At 63.3% G+C, this 16749-nt stretch carries 13 protein-coding genes; all 13 read right to left on the bottom strand.

Going from position 1 to position 16749, the window contains the following annotated elements:
- Positions 1-3 precede the first annotated feature (3 nt).
- Positions 4-2937 carry an ABC transporter permease gene (locus I8J29_RS06935; protein WP_208846928.1) on the bottom strand — a complete coding sequence of 978 codons (2934 nt, stop codon included), beginning with the start codon at positions 2935-2937 and terminating at the stop codon, positions 4-6.
- 3 nt (positions 2938-2940) lie between these two features.
- Positions 2941-4026: an efflux RND transporter periplasmic adaptor subunit gene (locus tag I8J29_RS06930; RefSeq protein ID WP_208846927.1), complete on the bottom strand. Its 1086-nt coding sequence runs from the start codon at positions 4024-4026 to the stop codon at positions 2941-2943.
- Entirely contained in the window at positions 3992-4756 is a 765-nt protein-coding gene (locus tag I8J29_RS06925) for an ABC transporter ATP-binding protein (protein WP_208846926.1), read from the bottom strand. Before I8J29_RS06925 ends, I8J29_RS06930 begins: the two co-directional genes overlap by 35 nt.
- Positions 4757-4992: 236 nt before the next feature.
- Complete coding sequence (locus I8J29_RS06920; protein ID WP_208846925.1) at positions 4993-5844, bottom strand: ABC transporter permease; 852 nt, start codon at positions 5842-5844, stop codon at positions 4993-4995.
- Positions 5828-6667, bottom strand: coding sequence for an ABC transporter permease (locus I8J29_RS06915; RefSeq protein WP_240545961.1), 840 nt, complete (start codon positions 6665-6667; stop codon positions 5828-5830). Before I8J29_RS06915 ends, I8J29_RS06920 begins: the two co-directional genes overlap by 17 nt.
- 5 nt (positions 6668-6672) lie before the next feature.
- A complete protein-coding gene (locus tag I8J29_RS06910; protein WP_208846924.1) occupies positions 6673-7662 on the bottom strand; it encodes an ABC transporter ATP-binding protein in 990 nt (329 codons plus the stop codon).
- A gap of 521 nt (positions 7663-8183) precedes the next feature.
- Complete coding sequence (locus I8J29_RS06905; RefSeq protein ID WP_090638245.1) at positions 8184-8432, bottom strand: hypothetical protein; 249 nt, start codon at positions 8430-8432, stop codon at positions 8184-8186.
- 221 nt (positions 8433-8653) lie between these two features.
- Positions 8654-9301, bottom strand: a complete 648-nt coding sequence (pyrE, locus tag I8J29_RS06900) for an orotate phosphoribosyltransferase (protein ID WP_276316259.1) — start codon at positions 9299-9301, stop codon at positions 8654-8656.
- The gene (gene pyrF / locus I8J29_RS06895; RefSeq protein ID WP_208847150.1) at positions 9302-10030 is read right to left on the bottom strand and encodes an orotidine-5'-phosphate decarboxylase; all 729 of its coding nucleotides are present in this window, start codon (positions 10028-10030) and stop codon (positions 9302-9304) included.
- Positions 10031-10138: 108 nt separating this feature from the next.
- Positions 10139-13360 (bottom strand): carbamoyl-phosphate synthase large subunit, encoded by a 3222-nt coding sequence (carB, locus tag I8J29_RS06890; protein WP_208846923.1) that lies wholly within the window; start codon positions 13358-13360, stop codon positions 10139-10141.
- A complete protein-coding gene (gene carA / locus I8J29_RS06885; protein ID WP_208846922.1) occupies positions 13347-14492 on the bottom strand; it encodes a glutamine-hydrolyzing carbamoyl-phosphate synthase small subunit in 1146 nt (381 codons plus the stop codon). The genes carB and carA overlap by 14 nt, the downstream gene beginning before the upstream one ends.
- Positions 14493-14525: 33 nt before the next feature.
- On the bottom strand, positions 14526-15815 hold the full coding sequence (locus I8J29_RS06880; protein WP_208846921.1) for a dihydroorotase: 1290 nt from the start codon (positions 15813-15815) through the stop codon (positions 14526-14528).
- A 25-nt stretch (positions 15816-15840) separates the two neighbouring features.
- Positions 15841-16743: an aspartate carbamoyltransferase catalytic subunit gene (locus I8J29_RS06875; protein WP_208846920.1), complete on the bottom strand. Its 903-nt coding sequence runs from the start codon at positions 16741-16743 to the stop codon at positions 15841-15843.
- Positions 16744-16749 lie beyond the last annotated feature (6 nt).

Here is a 16749-nt window from a genome sequence, read left to right as displayed (position 1 = left end):
CGGTTAGCGCTCCTCCCCCATCTTGACGGCCTGGTGCACCCGGAGCCGGCGGATATGCGCCAGCAGCAGCAGCGCGCCCATCAGCATCATGCAGGCGACGACGATGTACAGCTGGTTCGTGTCCTTGGCGTCGAAGACGACCCGGAACGGCGGCACGGAATTCGCCACGTTCTCCGTCGTCTGCAGGAACGGCAGGAACAGCAGGCTGGCGATCTTGCCGATCACGATGCCGAGGCCGATGGACAACCCCGCGGTGAACACCTGCTCCAATAGCAGCATGCCGGTCAGCTGCCTGCGCGAGAGCCCCATCGCCCGCAGGACGCCGAACTGCACGATCCGTCCCGACAGGTTGAAGAACCAGAAGAGAATATAGCCCGTCAGCGAGATGATGATGGAGACCAGGAAGCCCAGACTGAGGATGCCGAAGACGCCGCCCCGGGTCGGATGCTTGGATTGGGCCGCCAGCTCGATCCGCACGTCCTTCACGTCCGCGAGCTCGATGCCCGCGTTCTCCAGCTGCTTCATGATCGGCGCGGTCAAGGCGCCGGGCTTCATCTTCAGCCAGACCTCGTACGGAATGATCGGCACCTGGTCGTAGATGTAATCCAGGTTCGCGATGATGAACGGCGATTGGTCCGGATACTGCGCCGGCCAGTACGGCACGATGCCGACGACCGCGAATTCCACGACCCCGTCCTGCATGCCCGCCGTGATCGTGTCCCCGAGCTTCAGCTGGTATTTCTCCGCCACGTTCGACGGAATGATGGCCGCTTGCTCGTAGAGGCCGAGATTTTTCAAATAGTTGAACGGATGGACCGGATACAGGTCGTTGCGGAACCACGCCACCTTCGAGAAATCGACGTTGTCGATGCCCATGACCGTTCCTTGGCCGATCGAACGGCCCGAGACGACGATGTTCGCCTTCGTCTGCAGGACGCGCGCCGCGGCTTCGACGCCGTCCAGCTTGCGGAAGATCTCGAACGGCGGCTCGCTGTAATTGACGCGGGTCGGGATGCTTTCGCCCCCGCCTTGGCCGCCGCTGCCGCCGGAACCGCCGCTGCCGCCATTGCCGCCATTGCCGCCGCCTTGGCCACCGCCTTCGGAACCCCCGTTGCCGCCATTGCCGCTGCCGTTATTGCCGCCGGAACCGCCGCCCCCGGTATTGATGACTTCGGTACGTCCTTCCCAGACGGTCTGAACGATCACGTCCGTTCCGTATTTATATAGCGTCCGCTCCGTCGAGTTCAGATCGATGGTGCGCGCCCCCGACGCGTTGTACACGCCGAGGCCCAGCGTCAGAATGAGCAGGATCATGAGCGGGTAATACCCTTTGGACGAGCGCGACAGCTGCGTCAGCGTCAGATACAGCGGTACGGGCAGGAGCTTCCGGCCAAGCCAGTTGAACAACTTCAGCAGCCACGGAAATACCCGCAGGAAGAACAGCCCCATGGCGAAGATCGCCAGCGCCGGCACGAAGAACAGGAACGGCTGCACGTTCAGCTGGTCCGTCGTCAGGTTGCTCTTGATCGAAATCATCTGGCGTTCGTTGAACAGGTACCAGCCGTAGCCGGCGACCCCGATCAGCAGGACGTCGACGAACCAGCGCTGCCAGAACGGCTTGCGGTCCGAGCGCGCGATCTGCTTCTTATAGTCGACGATCGAGGCCCGCGCGTACACCACGGCCGGAATGACGGTGGCGAGCATGGCGAGCACGACCGCGCCGAGTCCCGCGACGACCGCGTCGGACGTGAAGCCGACCGGAATCGACTTGCGGTTGACGAACTCGAGGAATCCGTTCGCCGAGCCGATGCTCTTCGCCATGAACCAGCCGAGCAGCGGTCCCGCGGCCAGCGCCAGGATGCCGAGGAACAACCCTTCGAGCGAATAGATGCCGACGATCTGCCTCGTCCCCGCGCCCCGGCTTCGCAGTACCGCGATGTCGCTGCGCTGCTTGTCGAGCGATTGGCGCGCATTCATCGTGATGAAGTAGAACACCATCGCCAGCATCGGCGCCGCGAGCGTGAAGAGCAGCATCTGCAGCTGCAGGCTCTGCGTCTTGAACTCGCCGAGCAGCTTGGCGAACGAGATTTCCACCCGCGTATCCTTGAGGCGCTGGTACAGGTCGATGTTCAGCCGGTCCAGCGTCTGCGTCAGCGGCGCGAGCTGGCTTGTTTTGATCTCCTTCAAGTCGAAGGCGTAATACCAGCTGGCCGTATGGATCGGAATGTTCCGTTCTTTGAGCAGGCCGTCTTGGAACGCCTTGTCGCCGACCGTGAGCGTGCTCATGAGGCTCTCCATGCCTTGGTACCAGAACGGATCGGTATCCTTGAGCGGCTTGTAGGCGCCGACGATCTTGACCTTCAGCGTCATGCTGTTCGCGCCGTAGATCGGGTACTCGAATTCATCGCCGATATGGACGTCGCCGCGGTACATCGCCTCTTCCATCATGACGGCTTCGACGGTGTCCCCGTCGCCGACGGCGTCCTTGAACCAGCGGCCCTGCGTCAGCTCCGCCTTCTTGTCGAGCCCCGTCATCGTCGTGATGGCCATCGTGCGCGCCCGGCTCGCGTCGACCTTGGACGGATCGACCGGCGTCAGGTCCGCGCTGCGGATCGCGAGGCTCTGGCTGTACGTCGCGAACGGAAAGCCGATCAGCTTCGGCACGTCGTCCCGGATGTACGCGCCGACCGCGTTCAGCCCGTTCAGGTCCGTCTTGGACGACGTTTCCTGGTAGCGCATGAGCAGCGATCCGGCCGGCAGGCCGCCGCTCTCGTCTTGGAGCGTCTGCGCCACCACCCGCTTCAGCGCCCCGTCCGCGTACATCGGGATGCTGGTCGCGAAGGCGACGGCGATGATCAGGCCCGCAAGGGAGCTGAGCGTCATCCAGCGCGTATTCCACATTTTGCGGAACAGAAAGCGAAATAGCTGGATCCCCATGCGCTACTTACCTACGACTTTCTGCCCCGGCGTCAACCCTTTGAGGATTTCCACTTCCGTCGCGGTTTGCTGGCCGACTTCCACGTCCACCTCGCGCTTGCCTTCCGCGTCGACGACTTGCACGTACGTGCGCGAACCGATGGAGCGCAGCGCGGACGGCGGGATGACGATGGCGTTTTCCTTGCGGTCCATGATGATGGAGATGGACAGCGGGGTGCCCCGGGTGACGCCGGCCGGCAGCGGCTTGTCGAGCGAGACGGTCAGAAAATCCTCCGGCCGTTCCGGACGCTGCGCGCCGCCGTTGCCCCCGTTCCCTCCGTTGCCGCCGCTTTCGTCCTCGTTCGAAACGACGGGAAGCTGCGTCACTTTGCCGGCGAATTCCCCGGCGTTGTTGATGTCGACGACGACCGGCATGCCGACCGCGACGCCCTCGAGATCTTCCGGCGCCAGCTTGGCGGCCGCCGTGAGCTTGCCCGTGTCGGCGATGATGCACACCGGGTCGTATGCCTTGATCGCGTCGCCCTTCGAGACGCTGAGGCTTACGATCGTGCCCGTGAACGGCGCCGTCAGCTCCGCTTTGGCGATCTCCGCTTCGGCGTCCGCGAGCGCCTGGCGCTTCTCCTCGAACGCGATCTTCGCCAGCTCGAACTCGATCGGGTCCATCTCGTCCTTCTTGCGCAGCGTGTCCTTCATCTGCAGCTCATCCTTGGAGAAATTCAGCTTGTCGGAGCGAAGCTGTTTGCGCATGTCATCGACGTCCAACGAGCCGATCGCCTGCCCGGCGGTCACCTTCTGGCCGATTTTTACGTTCAGGTCCTTCAGCCGTTTGCCGTCGAGCGTAAAATAAAGCGTCTCCTCCTGCGTGGCGATCATTTTGCCGATCTCCGTCCGCTTCGTCTCCAGCGTCGTCGTCGTCACCTCGTACTCCGGCTTCTTGGAGATTTGCGGCGGCGCGATTTCCGGCAGCACCTCCTCGCTCGCCTCGTCCGGCAGCAGCGAGCAGCCAGTCGACGCCAGCAGCACCGAACCGCCGATGACGATCGCGGCCGCCGCCTTAAATGAACTTCCCGTCAACCATTTCGTAAACATGATCGGCAACCTCCAAAATCGTGGGATCGTGCGTTGTCATACAAATCGTTACTTGCTCGGTACGGATAATCGTTTGGAAGACCGACATGATCTGCGCGGCCATCTGCGAATCCAGCTCGGCCGTCGGTTCGTCCGCCAGCAGAAGGCTCGGCCGGTGGGCGATCGCCTTGGCGATGGCCACGCGCTGCTGCTCGCCGCCGGACAGCTCGAACGGCCGGTGATGCATCCGCTTGGCCAGGCCGACGAGCTCGAGGCAATGCTCCACCCGCGGCTTCCACTCGGCGCCGGGCACGCCCGCCATGCGGAGCGACAGCTCGACGTTCTCGTAGGCGGACAGCAGCGGCATCAGGGCGAACGCCTGGAAAATAAAGCCCATGTCCTTGCGCCGCACTTTCGTGCGCTGGTCGTCGCTCATCGCGTGGAACGGCAAGTCGTTGAAAAAAATATGTCCTTTCGACGGCTGGTCGAGCCCGCCGATCATGTTCAGCAGCGTCGTTTTGCCGGAGCCGGAACGTCCGCGCAGCATGACCAGCCGCCGGGGCTTCAACTCCATATCAATGCCCTTCAGCACGTGCAGCGGTTGTCCGCCGGCCTGAAAGGTCCGTTCGACACCTTCGACGACGAGCAGCGGTTTCGCTTGGACGTCCGCGACCGCCGGCCCGGGTTCTTCCTTATGTACGTCGTTTCGGGCAGCTTCGGCCGCGATTTGCTTGCTCTTCCTCCATCCCATTCGACCGCGAAACCCCCTTCCCATGAGAAAACTCTAATCTTACTACCGAATAGACGGTGCATGGGAACAAAAGGTTACACTGGAAAGCGCCTTTAAAAGAAATTAATGTACTAAAAAAGCGCCCGTCCGCCGCGGCCGTGACCGGGCCGCGCGAACGGGCGCTATCGTTAGCGCTTTTTTTCGACATTTCGGGCGCGAGGCTGCGGATCGGTTTCGGCCGAGCCGCGGGCAGCGCCTTATCCGCGGAGCACGATGGCGTTGCCCGAGGCGTACCGCTTCAAGCCGAGCCGGAACGCGAGGACGGCGGCCGCGCCGAAGAAGAGCGCGGCGGCGACGGCCTTCCACGCGAACGCGGGATCGGCGTCCCGCATCAGGCCGATCGGCAGGAAGCTGATGAATCCCGCGGGCAGCGCCGTGAAGAGCAGCGCCTTCGCCAGCCCTTTGAAGATGTCGGACGGGTACGTCGACAGCGCGACGAAGCTGTTGAACACCTGCTGCGCGAAGCCCTCCGCGTTGCCCATGAAGAAGGCGAGGCTGCCCGCCAGGACGACGACGCCCATGAAGATCGTGCCGCTGATCAAGAGCGCCGCGGCGAACAGCAGCACGCCTTTCGCGGAATGGTCGCCGACCCAGGCGTAGACGACGAGCCCGAACGCGAAGTCCCCCGCCGCCGTCAGCGACATCCGGCTCGCGAGCACGTGCAGCAGCACCGGCTTCGGCTGCGACAGGTAGACGTCCAGCTGGCCGCTCGCGACGATCGGGGCGATGCGGTTGAAGTTGCCGAACAGCAGGTTCGCCCAGCCGAAGCCGCCGGCCCCGACCGCCCACATCAGCATGACGTCGTTCAGCCCCCAGCCGTTCACGACCGGAAACTTCCCGAAGAACAGGCTCCAGAAGAACAGCCACATGAAGTTATTGATGAACATCATCCCCGCCATCAGGAAGAAGCTCGCGCGGTATTCCATCGCGGAGGCCAAATTCACCTTCCAGCAGGTAAGCAGGAAAGCGAGCGTGCCCGCCGCCCGTCTCGCCCATGACGGAGGGTTCTCCGCGCCGAACCGCGCCCGCTCGTTATCCGCCGTTGACATGCAGCTTCGACACTCCTCTCCTGTAGATCAACAGCACCGCCGCCGTCAGTACGGCGATCCACGCGGCTTGAATCGCGAACTGCTCCCCGAGCGGCGCAGACCCGAAATGGACTGCCGTCCGCGCGGGGAAATACAGCATCGCCTGAAACGGCAGCCAGGCGCACGCGCGCCGCAGCGGCTCCGGCATCAGGTCGAGCGGCAGGAGCATGCCGCCGACGGTGAACTGCAGCTTGTGCAGCACGAACTCCATCCCCCGCGTCTCCTCGACCCAAAAGGCGCACAGCGCGACGATCATGTTCAGCATGAACGCGATCGTGAGCGCGCCGAGCGTGAGCGAGAACAAGCCCAGCCAGCCGAGCCCGAACGCCGGCGGACCGACGCACAGCCAGGCGACGGCGCCGCCGACGGCGAGATGGACGAAGAAACGGAAGACCGCTTCGGCCATGTACGCGGCGTAATGATAGCCGACGTACGACAGCGGCCGGATCAGCCGGACCGCGATATCGCCGCTCTTCACTTCGTTCTCGATCAAGCCGCACAGCGCGGGCACGCCCATCGTGATCGCCTCCGTGAAGACGAGGTACCAAATGATCTGCTTCAGCGTATAGCCGTCGATGACGCGCGTCCGGTCGCCGCCGTACGCCGCGGACCAGAGCTGGACGAACACGAACAGGATGATGAACATGAAGCTCGCGCGCATCAGAAAATCCGTCTTGTACGCCAGCTGCTGCCGCATCGTGATCCGGGCGACCGCGGCGGCCTTCAAGCCTCTGGCGGACAGCAGCCTCGGCCGGTTATCCGCCAAATCGTTCGCGATGCTCATGGCCGCTACCCTCCCGTTCCGTAAATATGGGTGATGATTTCCTCCATCGGCGGGTCTTCGACGGTGACGTCGTCGAGCCGGTACGCGCCGATGACCGCGCCGAGCACGGCTTCGATGTCGGTCGCCGCCAGATCGACGGCGAGCTTGAGCCGCCGGCCGTCCCGTGCGATAACGCTCGTGCCGCGGAGCGGCGGCAGCGCGGACGCGTCGGAGCCCGCGGCCATCGTGAGCGAGATGATTTTGCGGTTCAGCACCTCCCGCTTCAGCCGGTCGACGGGCGCATCGAGCAAAATGCCGCCGTGGTGGATGACGACCGCCCGCGAGCACAATTCCTCCATGTCGCCCGCGTCGTGCGAGGTCAGGAACACCGTCGTCCCCTCCGTCCGGTTCGACTCGCGGATCAGCTCGCGAATTCGCTGCTTGACGACGACGTCCAGCCCGATCGTGGGCTCGTCGAGGAAGAGCAGCTCCGGCCGGTGAAGGAACGACACCGCGATTTCGCAGCGCATCCGTTCGCCCAGCGACAGCTTGCGCACCGGCGTGTGCAAATACGGGCCGAGCTCGAAGCGCGCGATCAGATCGTCGCGCCGGCGCCGGTAGTCGCGGCGGTCGAGCTCGTAGATCCGGCTGACGAGGTCGAAAGTGTCGATCGGCGGCAGATGGTACCACAGCTGCGATTTCTGGCCGAAGACCGCGCCGATGCGGTAAGCCAGCTTCTCCCGTTCGCGCCACGGCGTGAAGCCGAGCACCTTCGCCTCGCCCGAGGACGGATGCAAAATGCCCGTCAGCATCTTGATCGTTGTCGATTTGCCCGCCCCGTTCGGCCCGAGGAACGCGACCATCTCCCCCTGCTGCACCGTCAAATCGATGCCGCGCACCGCGACCTTCTCTTCCCATGCCGGCTTCAGCAGCGACCGGAAGCTCCCGGCCAAGCCGGCGTCCTTGCGCTTGACCGCGAACACCTTGCGCAGCGCCTGCGTCCGAAGTGCGACCACGCGTTTCCCCTCCTTTGTCCTTTGTCCGCGGCGCTTCGACGGAGTAAAGCAAAAAAGACCTCCGCGCAAGCGCCGCCCAGTCCTGCTGGGTGGAACTTGCCGAAGGTCTTTTATCCCTACGGTGTGGCGGACTATCGTCCATGCCCGGTTTCGCTCGGTTCGCCTCGAAGCGGATCCCTAGAAACCCTTCCATTTAATGTAACATATTACCATCGCCTCCGCCGGCTGGCAAGAGGTTTTTTCTTTTTTCCTTCCTAAATTTGCTCCGCGCAGGTTTCGACGGGGGACGGGAAAATGACCGGAGGGATGTGCGGGCGCGAAGCAGCTTCAGCGTATGCTTACGAAGCCGGTGAATGCCGCATAATCATACGTGTCAACAAGAATGCATGCCATTCACCTTGAGCGTTCGCCTTTGTAGTCTAACATCAACCGATTCATCCGTTATCTAATCAAGATGTCAGACTACAACAGCGAGCGGAGCCCCACGCATCCCGCAGGTCATTTTCCTCTTCCGCCCCCGTTCAAGCCGCGTGCAGCAAGTCCTCCATCATCGTGATCAAGCGCTGCCGCATCTGCTGCAGCTTCGCCGCCACGCGCTCCATCGCGGATTCGTTGCGCGAATCTATCGCATCGAAGGCTTGGCGCAGCTGGCCGTACGCCTCGTCCATCTGCAAAATTTCGTCGCATTTCTTCAGCTCCCGGTCGTAAATCCGCACCCGGTACAGGAGGTCTTCCGTCGAATCCATCAGTCGTTTGTAGAATAGGTTCATCTTCGCTTCCTCGCATTCTAGTAATCTATTTGGCGAAACAATCCATTGTATGCTGCAAGTTAGCTAAATATAACCCGTCGGCGGAAGAATGAAACACGGAAGCTTGGCGACGCAAAAAAAACAGGACCCGCCATGATGGGCGGATCCTGTCGGATGGAGCGGCTTCTACGCGCGATATGCCCGAATCTCCGGCAAGCGGTCACCTGTCAGCGGATGGCCGCTTACGCGCCGAACGCTTGCGGGTTTTCCCGCCACGCCTGCAGCAGGGCGACGTCGCTCTGCTGGACGATGCCGTTCTCGAGCGCCACGTCGATGAGCGCCGAATAATTCGACAGCGTCGCGAGCGGGATGCCCGCTTCCGCGAACGCCACGGCGGCTTGCGGGAATTGGTAGGTGAAAATCGCCACGACGGCCTGCACCTCGCAGCCGGCGTCGCGCACCGCGACCGCCGCCTTCAGCGAGCTGCCTCCGGTAGAGACCAAATCCTCGATCAGCACGACCTTCTGGCCGGGCTCGAAATGGCCTTCGATCTGATTCGTTTTGCCGTGGCCCTTCGCTTTGTCGCGGACGTAGAGCATCGGCAGGTTCAGCTTCTGCGCCACCCAGGCCGCGTGCGGAATGCCGCCGGTCGCGATGCCCGCGACCGCCTGGCAGTCCGGATACTGCGCGCGGATGATCGTCGCGAACCCTTCCGCGATCAGCTCGCGGATCGCCGGGTACGACATCGTCAGGCGATTGTCGCAGTAGATCGGCGATTTCATGCCGGACGTCCAGGTGAACGGATCGTTCGGGCGCAGCGCGACCGCGTTGATTTGCAGCAGCCCTTTCGCGATGTCTGTCGGCAGTTGTTCCAGCGTGGATGTTGTCATCTACATCAGCTCCTCGATAATGGTTTCCAAAGCTTCTCTCGGGCTCGGCGCCGCCGTGATCGGCCGGCCGATGACCATGTAATCCGTGCCTTGCGCCAGCGCCTCGCGCGGCGTCATGATGCGGGACTGGTCGCCGATGTCCGCGCCCGCCGGACGGATCCCCGGCGTAATCGTACGGAACGACGGCCCGCAGGCTTCCTTGATGAGCCGCACCTCCTGCGGGGAGGCGACGACGCCGCCGAGTCCCGCTTCCCGGGCCAGCCGGGCGTAACGGACGACCGCGTCCGCGACGGAGCCGTCGATGCCGATCTCGTCGTTCAGCACCGCTTGACTCGTGCTCGTCAGCTGCGTCACGGCGATGACGAGCGGCCGGCGCAGGCCGGGCTCGGCCGCGAGGGCGGCTTCCACGCCTTCCATCGCGGCCTTCATCATGGCCGTCCCGCCGGCCGCGTGCACGTTGAACATATCGACGCCGAGCTTCGCGATGCTGTTCGCGCCGCCTTTGACCGTATTCGGGATATCGTGCATCTTCAGGTCGAGAAACACCTTGTACCCGCGCGCCTTCAGCTCCGTCACGAAGCCCGGCCCGGCCGCGTAGAACAGCTGCATGCCGACCTTCATGTAGCACGGAATGCCCTCCAGGCTCCGCACCAGCGCTTCGGCCGAAGCGGCGCCCGGATAATCGAGCGCCACCATGACGCGGCCCGCGGCTTCTTCTCTGCTTAGCATCAACTGCTCCGCCTCCTTCGATTCGCTTGCTCTATGCATGGCGAAAGCCTGCTTGGGGGCAGGCTTTCGCGGCCGTTTGGCGGCCATGGCGATCGGTTCGACCGCCGGTTATTTTTGCGCCGACAGCACCGGCATCGGACGGGAGGAGAAGTTGATCGTCTCCAGCATGTTCAGCAGGGCGCGGACCGTATCGAGCGAGGTCATGCAGACGACGCCGTTCTCGACCGCTTCGCGGCGGATGCGGAACCCGTCGCGCTCCGGCGTCTTGCCTTTGGTCAGCGTGTTGACGACGAAGTGCGCGCGGCCGTCGCGGATCAGATCCAGGATGTTCGGCGAGCCTTCGCTCAGCTTGTTCACGCGCTTCACGCGCAGTCCCGCTTCCTCCAGCGCCGTCGCCGTGCCGCCCGTGGCGATGATGTTGTAGCCCAGCTCGTAGAAGCCGCGCAAAATGTCGATCGCTTCCGGTTTGTCCTTGTCGGATACCGTCGCGATGATCGAGCCCGTCGGCGGAATGCGCATGCCGGCGCCCACGAGGCCTTTGTACAGCGCCTTCGCGTACTGCTCGTCGCGTCCCATGACTTCGCCCGTGGACTTCATCTCCGGCGTCAGCGTCGGATCGACGCGGCGCAGCTTGGCGAAGGAGAAGACCGGTACTTTGACCGAGACGAAATCCTCTTCCGGCCACAGCCCTTCGGTGTAGCCAAGGTCCGCCAGCTTCTTGCCCAGAATCGCCTGCGTCGCCAGGTTGGCCATCGGAATGTTCGTCACTTTGCTGAGGAACGGCACCGTGCGCGAGGAGCGCGGGTTCACCTCGATGACGTACACCTCGTCCTGGAAGATGACGAACTGGATGTTCACGAGGCCGATGACGTTCAAGCCGCGCGCGATCTTGATCGTGATGTCGATCATTTTTTGCTGCAGCTCTTTCGAGATCGCCTGCGGCGGATACACCGCGATCGAGTCGCCGGAATGCACGCCCGCGCGTTCGACGTGTTCCATGATGCCCGGGATGAGCACCGTCTCGCCGTCGCAGATCGCGTCGACTTCCGCTTCCTTGCCCAGCATGTAACGGTCGATCAGGACCGGATGCTCCGGATTGATCTTCACGGCTTGCACCATGTACGTCAGCAGCTCCTCGTCGGAGTAGACGATTTCCATGGCGCGGCCGCCGAGGACGTACGACGGACGCACGAGCACCGGATAGCCGAGGCCTTGCGCGGCGGCGACGGCTTCGTCCACGGACGTGACCGTCGTGCCCTTCGGCTGCGGAATGTTCAGCTCGCGCAGCAGCGCTTCGAACTTTTTGCGGTCCTCTGCCGCGTCGATGCTCTCGAGGCTCGATCCAAGGATGCGCACGCCGGCTTTCGTCAGCGGCGCCGCCAGGTTGATCGCCGTCTGGCCGCCGAACTGCACGATGACGCCGATCGGCTTCTCCTGCTCGATGACGTTCATGACGTCCTCGAAGAAGAGCGGCTCGAAGTACAGCCGGTCGGACGTGCTGAAGTCGGTCGAGACGGTTTCCGGGTTGTTGTTGATGATGACCGCTTCGTAGCCGGCTTTCTGGATCGCCCAGACCGCATGCACCGTGGAGTAGTCGAACTCGATGCCCTGGCCGATCCGGATCGGGCCGGAGCCGAGGACGAGCACCTTCTGCTTGTCGGTTTCGGTCACTTCGTTCTCGACCTCGTACGTCGAGTAGTAGTACGGCGTCGTCGCTTCGAATTCGGCCGCGCACGTGTCGACCATCTTGTAGACCGGCTTCAGGCCGAGCTCCAGACGGTACGCGCGGATGTCGTATTCATTGGTGTACGTCGATTGATTGCCTTCCCGGCGGATCTCCGCGATGGAGCGGTCGGAGAAGCCTTTGCGCTTCGCCTGGTAGAGCAGCTCCTTCGACAGGACGGCGGCGCCGCGAAGCTGCGCTTCGAATGCGACGATGCCCGCGATCTTGTCGAGGAACCACCAGTCGATCTTCGTGAGATCCTGCACGTCCTGCAGCTCGCAGCCGCGGCGGAACGCTTCGGCCACGAGGAACATGCGCTCGTCGTCCGGCTTCTGCAGCCGCAGGCGCAGCGTCTCCTCGTCCAGCTCCGCGGCATCCTTCAAGTGGATGCGGTGCGTGCCGATCTCGAGCGAGCGGACCGCCTTGTGCATGGACTCTTCGAACGTCCGGCCGATCGCCATGACTTCGCCGGTCGCCTTCATTTGCGTGCCCAGCTTGCGGTTGGCCGACGTGAACTTGTCGAACGGCCAGCGCGGAATCTTCGAGACGATGTAGTCGAGCGTCGGCTCGAAGCAGGCGTACGTCTGGCCCGTGACCGGGTTGACGATTTCGTCGAGCGTGTACCCGACGGCGATCTTCGCCGCCATCTTGGCGATCGGATAGCCCGTCGCCTTGGACGCCAGCGCCGAGGAGCGGCTGACCCGCGGGTTAACCTCGATGACGTAGTATTGGAAGCTGAACGGGTCGAGCGCGAACTGCACGTTGCAGCCGCCTTCGATGTTCAGCGCGCGGATGATTTTGAGCGAAGCCGAACGGAGCATCTGATACTCGCGGTCGGACAGCGTTTGGCTCGGCGCCACGACGATGGAATCGCCGGTATGTACGCCGACGGGATCGAAGTTTTCCATGTTGCAGACGACGATGCAGTTGTCGTTCGCGTCGCGCATGACTTCGTATTCGACTTCCTTCATGCCCGCGATCGATTTCTCGATGAGGCATTGGCCGATCGGGCTGTAGCGGATGCCGGACGCGACGGTTTCGCGGAGCTCCGCTTCGTTGGCGCAGATGCCGCCGCCCGTGCCGCCGAGCGTGTACGCCGGGCGCACGATGATCGGATAGCCGATTTCATTGGCGAAGTCCAGCGCCTCTTCGAGCGTCGTGACGATGACGCTGTCCGGTACAGGCTGCTCGAGCTCGCGCATCAGATCCCGGAACAGGTCGCGGTCTTCCGCTTTCTCGATCGCCGTCAGCTGCGTGCCGAGCAGCTGCACGTTCTCGCGCTCCAGCACGCCCGCGCGCGCCAGCTCGACCGCCATGTTGAGGCCGGTCTGGCCGCCGAGCGTCGGCAGCAGGCCGTCGGGGCGTTCCTGGCGGATGATCTGGGTTACGAAGTCGAGCGTGATCGGCTCGATGTAGACTTTGTCCGCCATGTTCGTGTCGGTCATGATCGTGGCCGGGTTGCTGTTGATGAGCACAACCTCGTAGCCTTCTTCCTTCAACGCTTGGCAGGCTTGCGTGCCGGCATAGTCGAATTCGGCCGCCTGGCCGATGACGATCGGGCCGGACCCGATGACGAGGATTTTTTTCAGCTTGTTATTTCTGGGCATACTGCAGCTCTCCTCTCAATGATGCCGCCATTTGCGCTTGACGCGATTTCTGCGGGTTGTTTCGTTTCGTGGTGCGGATCATGTCCAGGAATTGATCGAACAGGTAGCTGCTGTCGTACGGGCCCGGCGCCGCCTCCGGATGGTACTGCACGGAAAAGGCCGGGTATTCCGCATGCTTCAAGCCCTCGATCGTCCGGTCGTTGTTGTTGATATGCGTCACGACCAGCTTCGTGCCCGCGACGGATTCGTCGAGCACCGTGTAGCCGTGGTTCTGCGACGTGATATAGCAGCGGTTCGTCTCCAGCTCTTTAACGGGATGGTTGCCGCCGCGATGGCCGAATTTCAGCTTCGACGTATCCGCGCCGCACGCGAGCGCGAACAGCTGGTGGCCGAGGCAGATGCCGAAAATCGGATATTCGCCGAGCAGCTCTTGAATCATCTTGACGGCGTGCGGCACGTCTTTCGGGTCCCCGGGGCCGTTGGACAGCTGGATGCCGTCCGGATTCAGCTTGCGGATCTGTTCCGCCGTCGTGTCGTGCGGCACGACGACGACGTCGCAGCCGCGCTTCGTCAGCTCGCGCAGAATGCCGCTTTTCGCGCCGAAGTCGACGAGCACGATCCGTTCGCGGTCGCCGGGGCTCGTGAACATGCTCTTCGTCGACGTGCGCGCCACTTGGTCGCGCATGAGCGGGGAGCCCGACAGGCGTTCCTGGAGCTCTTCCACGCGTTCGGCGCCCGTCGTCAGGATGCCCTTCATCGTGCCGTGGTGGCGGAGGATACGGGTGAGCATGCGGGTATCGATATCGCTGATGCCGATGATGCCGTGCTCTTTCAGGATGCCGTCCAGCGTATATTGCGCCCGCCAGTTGCTCGGAACCGGCTCGTGGCGGCGCACGACGAAGCCGTGGATGAACGGCGCCACCGTCTCGAAGTCGTCGCGCGTGATGCCGTAGTTGCCGATGAGCGGATACGTCATCGTCACGATCTGGCCGCAGTAGGACGGATCCGACAGCACCTCTTGGTAACCCGTAATGCCTGTATTAAATACGACTTCGCCGGTCGACTGCCCTTCGGCGCCGAAGCCGAGGCCCGTAAACAGCGTGCCGTCTTCCAGTAACAATCTTGCTTGCATCCGTATCCACTCCTGTCTCAAGTTGCGTGCTCTTTAGCGTGCCGTCCAAACGATCTTGCCGCCGACGAGGGTCGTCTCCGGCCAGCCGTACAGCTTCCAGCCGCCGAACGGCGTGTTCTTGCCTTTGGAAGCGAAGGTTTCCGGATCGACCTCGCGTTCGCGTTCCAGATCCACGATAGTAATATCTGCAGGAGCCCCGGCTTTCAAAACCCCGCTTGCCAGCCCGAACACGCGGGCCGGGTCCGACGTCATCCGGCGCAGCAGGAAGCCGAGCGTCCATTTGCCCGTGCGGACGAATTCGGTGTACAGCAGCGGGAACGCCGTCTCGAAGCCGACGATGCCGAACGGCGCGAGCTGCATGCCGCGAGCCTTCTCCTCCGCGCTGTGCGGCGCGTGGTCCGTGACGACGATGTCGATCGTGCCGTCTTCCAGTCCTTCGATGACCGCTTGCACGTCGCGCGGCGAGCGCAGCGGCGGGTTCATTTTCCAGTTGGCGTCCATGCCCGGGATGTCTTCGTCCGACAGAACCAAGTGATGCGGGCATACCTCGGCGGTGACGTTGATGCCGAACTGCTTGGCGTGCCGGATGAGCCGCACCGACTGCTCGGTGCTGACGTGGCAGACATGGTAGTGCACGCCCGTCGCTTCCGCGAGCAGGATGTCCCGGCCGACGTGGATCGCTTCCGACTCGTTCGGAATGCCCTTCAGGCCGTTCGCCGCGGCGAACTTGCCTTCCGTCACCGCCGCGCCGACGACCAGCGAGTCGTCTTCGCAGTGGGCGATGACCGGCATGCCCATCGAAGCCGCCAGCTTCATGGCGTCCTTCATCATCTGGGCGTTCTGCACGCCGACGCCGTCGTCCGTGAAGCCGATCGCGCCCGCTTCCTTCAGCGCCGCGAAATCGGTCAGCTCGCGTCCCAGCTCGTTCTTCGTGATCGCCGCGTACGGGAGCACGTTGACGATGCCCGCCGTCGCCGCTTTATCGAGAATGAACCGGACGGTATCCGGCGTGTCCGTGACGGGACGCGTGTTCGGCATGCAGGCGATCGTCGTGAAGCCGCCCGCCGCCGCGGAGCGCGCGCCGCTCGCGATGTCTTCTTTATATTCGAAGCCCGGCTCGCGCAGGTGGACGTGCATGTCGATGAACCCTGCGGATACCAGCTTGCCCTGCGCGTCGATCGTGTCGTGCCCCTGCGTGTCCGGCAGGCCCGCGGACGCGTCCGCGATCTCGGCGATGACGCCGTCCGCGATGCGGATATGCTTGGTCTCCGTCTCGCCCGTCGCTTCGTTCCAGACCAATCCGTTCAAAATCCATGCTGCCATGTCTGTTCTGTCTCCCTTCGAACTTTTAAGTCAGTGCCCGTTCGATGACGGCCATCCGGATCGGCACGCCGTTTTGCATTTGCGGAAAGATGCGCGATTGTCCGTGCTCCACCAGCTCGTCGTCGATCTCCACGTTCCGGTTGATCGGCGCCGGGTGCATGATGATGGCGTGCGGCGCGATGCGCGATGCCCGGTCGACCGTCAGGCCGTATTGCTCCCGGTACGCTTCCGGCGTGCTCATCATACCCGCTTCGTGGCGTTCCAGCTGCACCCGCAGCATCATGATGACGTCGGCGCGCAGCGCTTCCTCCATCGTGACGAGCGGCGCGTCCAGCTCCGGCGCCGCCATGCTGGCCGGCGCGCAGAACTGCACGTTCGCGCCGAACTTGCGCAGCGCGTACAGGTTCGAGCGCGCGACGCGGCTGTGCAGGATGTCGCCGACGATGGAGACCGTCAGCCCGCGCAGCTCGCCGAACTGCTTGCGCATCGTATAGAGATCGAGCAGCGCCTGGGTCGGATGCTCGTTGTTGCCGTCGCCCGCGTTGATGAGCGGCACGTTGATTTTGGCCGCCAGCTCGGCCAGCACGCCGATCGGCTTCAGCCGGATGACGCCGGCGTCGATGCCCATCGATTCCAAGGTGCGCACCGTATCGTAAATCGATTCGCCCTTCTGCACGCTCGAGACGGCGGCGGAGAAGTTGAGCACTTCCGCGCCGAGCCGCTTCTCCGCGACTTCGAACGAGAAGCGGGTGCGGGTGCTGTTCTCGAAGAACATGTTCGCGACGAACTTCCCTTGCAGCACCGGATCGATCTTCGTCGCGTGGTGCTCCCAGTGCGCGGCGCGGTCGAGAATCGACTCGATCTCGTCCCGGCCGAGCTCTTTCAGCCCGAGCAGGCTTCGGTCTCTCGTTAGCGTTGCGGTCGTCATGCGTCC

Source organism: Paenibacillus artemisiicola, assembly GCF_017652985.1.
In the GTDB taxonomy this organism is placed as follows: domain Bacteria; phylum Bacillota; class Bacilli; order Paenibacillales; family Paenibacillaceae; genus Paenibacillus_Z; species Paenibacillus_Z artemisiicola.
Note: the sequence above shows the minus strand (reverse complement) of the source record. Positions and strands in the feature narration are given on the sequence as shown.

Excerpts from the sequence above, each read along its gene's own strand:
- I8J29_RS06935 (WP_208846928.1), bottom strand. The coding sequence starts at position 2,937 with ATGGGGATCCAGCTATTTCGCTTTCTGTTCCGCAAAATGTGGAATACG.
- I8J29_RS06930 (WP_208846927.1), bottom strand. The coding sequence starts at position 4,026 with ATGTTTACGAAATGGTTGACGGGAAGTTCATTTAAGGCGGCGGCCGCG.
- I8J29_RS06925 (WP_208846926.1), bottom strand. The coding sequence starts at position 4,756 with ATGGGATGGAGGAAGAGCAAGCAAATCGCGGCCGAAGCTGCCCGAAAC.
- I8J29_RS06920 (WP_208846925.1), bottom strand. The coding sequence starts at position 5,844 with ATGTCAACGGCGGATAACGAGCGGGCGCGGTTCGGCGCGGAGAACCCT.
- I8J29_RS06915 (WP_240545961.1), bottom strand. The coding sequence starts at position 6,667 with ATGAGCATCGCGAACGATTTGGCGGATAACCGGCCGAGGCTGCTGTCC.
- I8J29_RS06905 (WP_090638245.1), bottom strand. The coding sequence starts at position 8,432 with ATGAACCTATTCTACAAACGACTGATGGATTCGACGGAAGACCTCCTG.
- pyrE (WP_276316259.1), bottom strand. The coding sequence starts at position 9,301 with ATGACAACATCCACGCTGGAACAACTGCCGACAGACATCGCGAAAGGG.
- pyrF (WP_208847150.1), bottom strand. The coding sequence starts at position 10,030 with ATGCTAAGCAGAGAAGAAGCCGCGGGCCGCGTCATGGTGGCGCTCGAT.
- carB (WP_208846923.1), bottom strand. The coding sequence starts at position 13,360 with ATGCCCAGAAATAACAAGCTGAAAAAAATCCTCGTCATCGGGTCCGGC.
- carA (WP_208846922.1), bottom strand. The coding sequence starts at position 14,492 with ATGCAAGCAAGATTGTTACTGGAAGACGGCACGCTGTTTACGGGCCTC.
- I8J29_RS06880 (WP_208846921.1), bottom strand. The coding sequence starts at position 15,815 with ATGGCAGCATGGATTTTGAACGGATTGGTCTGGAACGAAGCGACGGGC.
- I8J29_RS06875 (WP_208846920.1), bottom strand. The coding sequence starts at position 16,743 with ATGACGACCGCAACGCTAACGAGAGACCGAAGCCTGCTCGGGCTGAAA.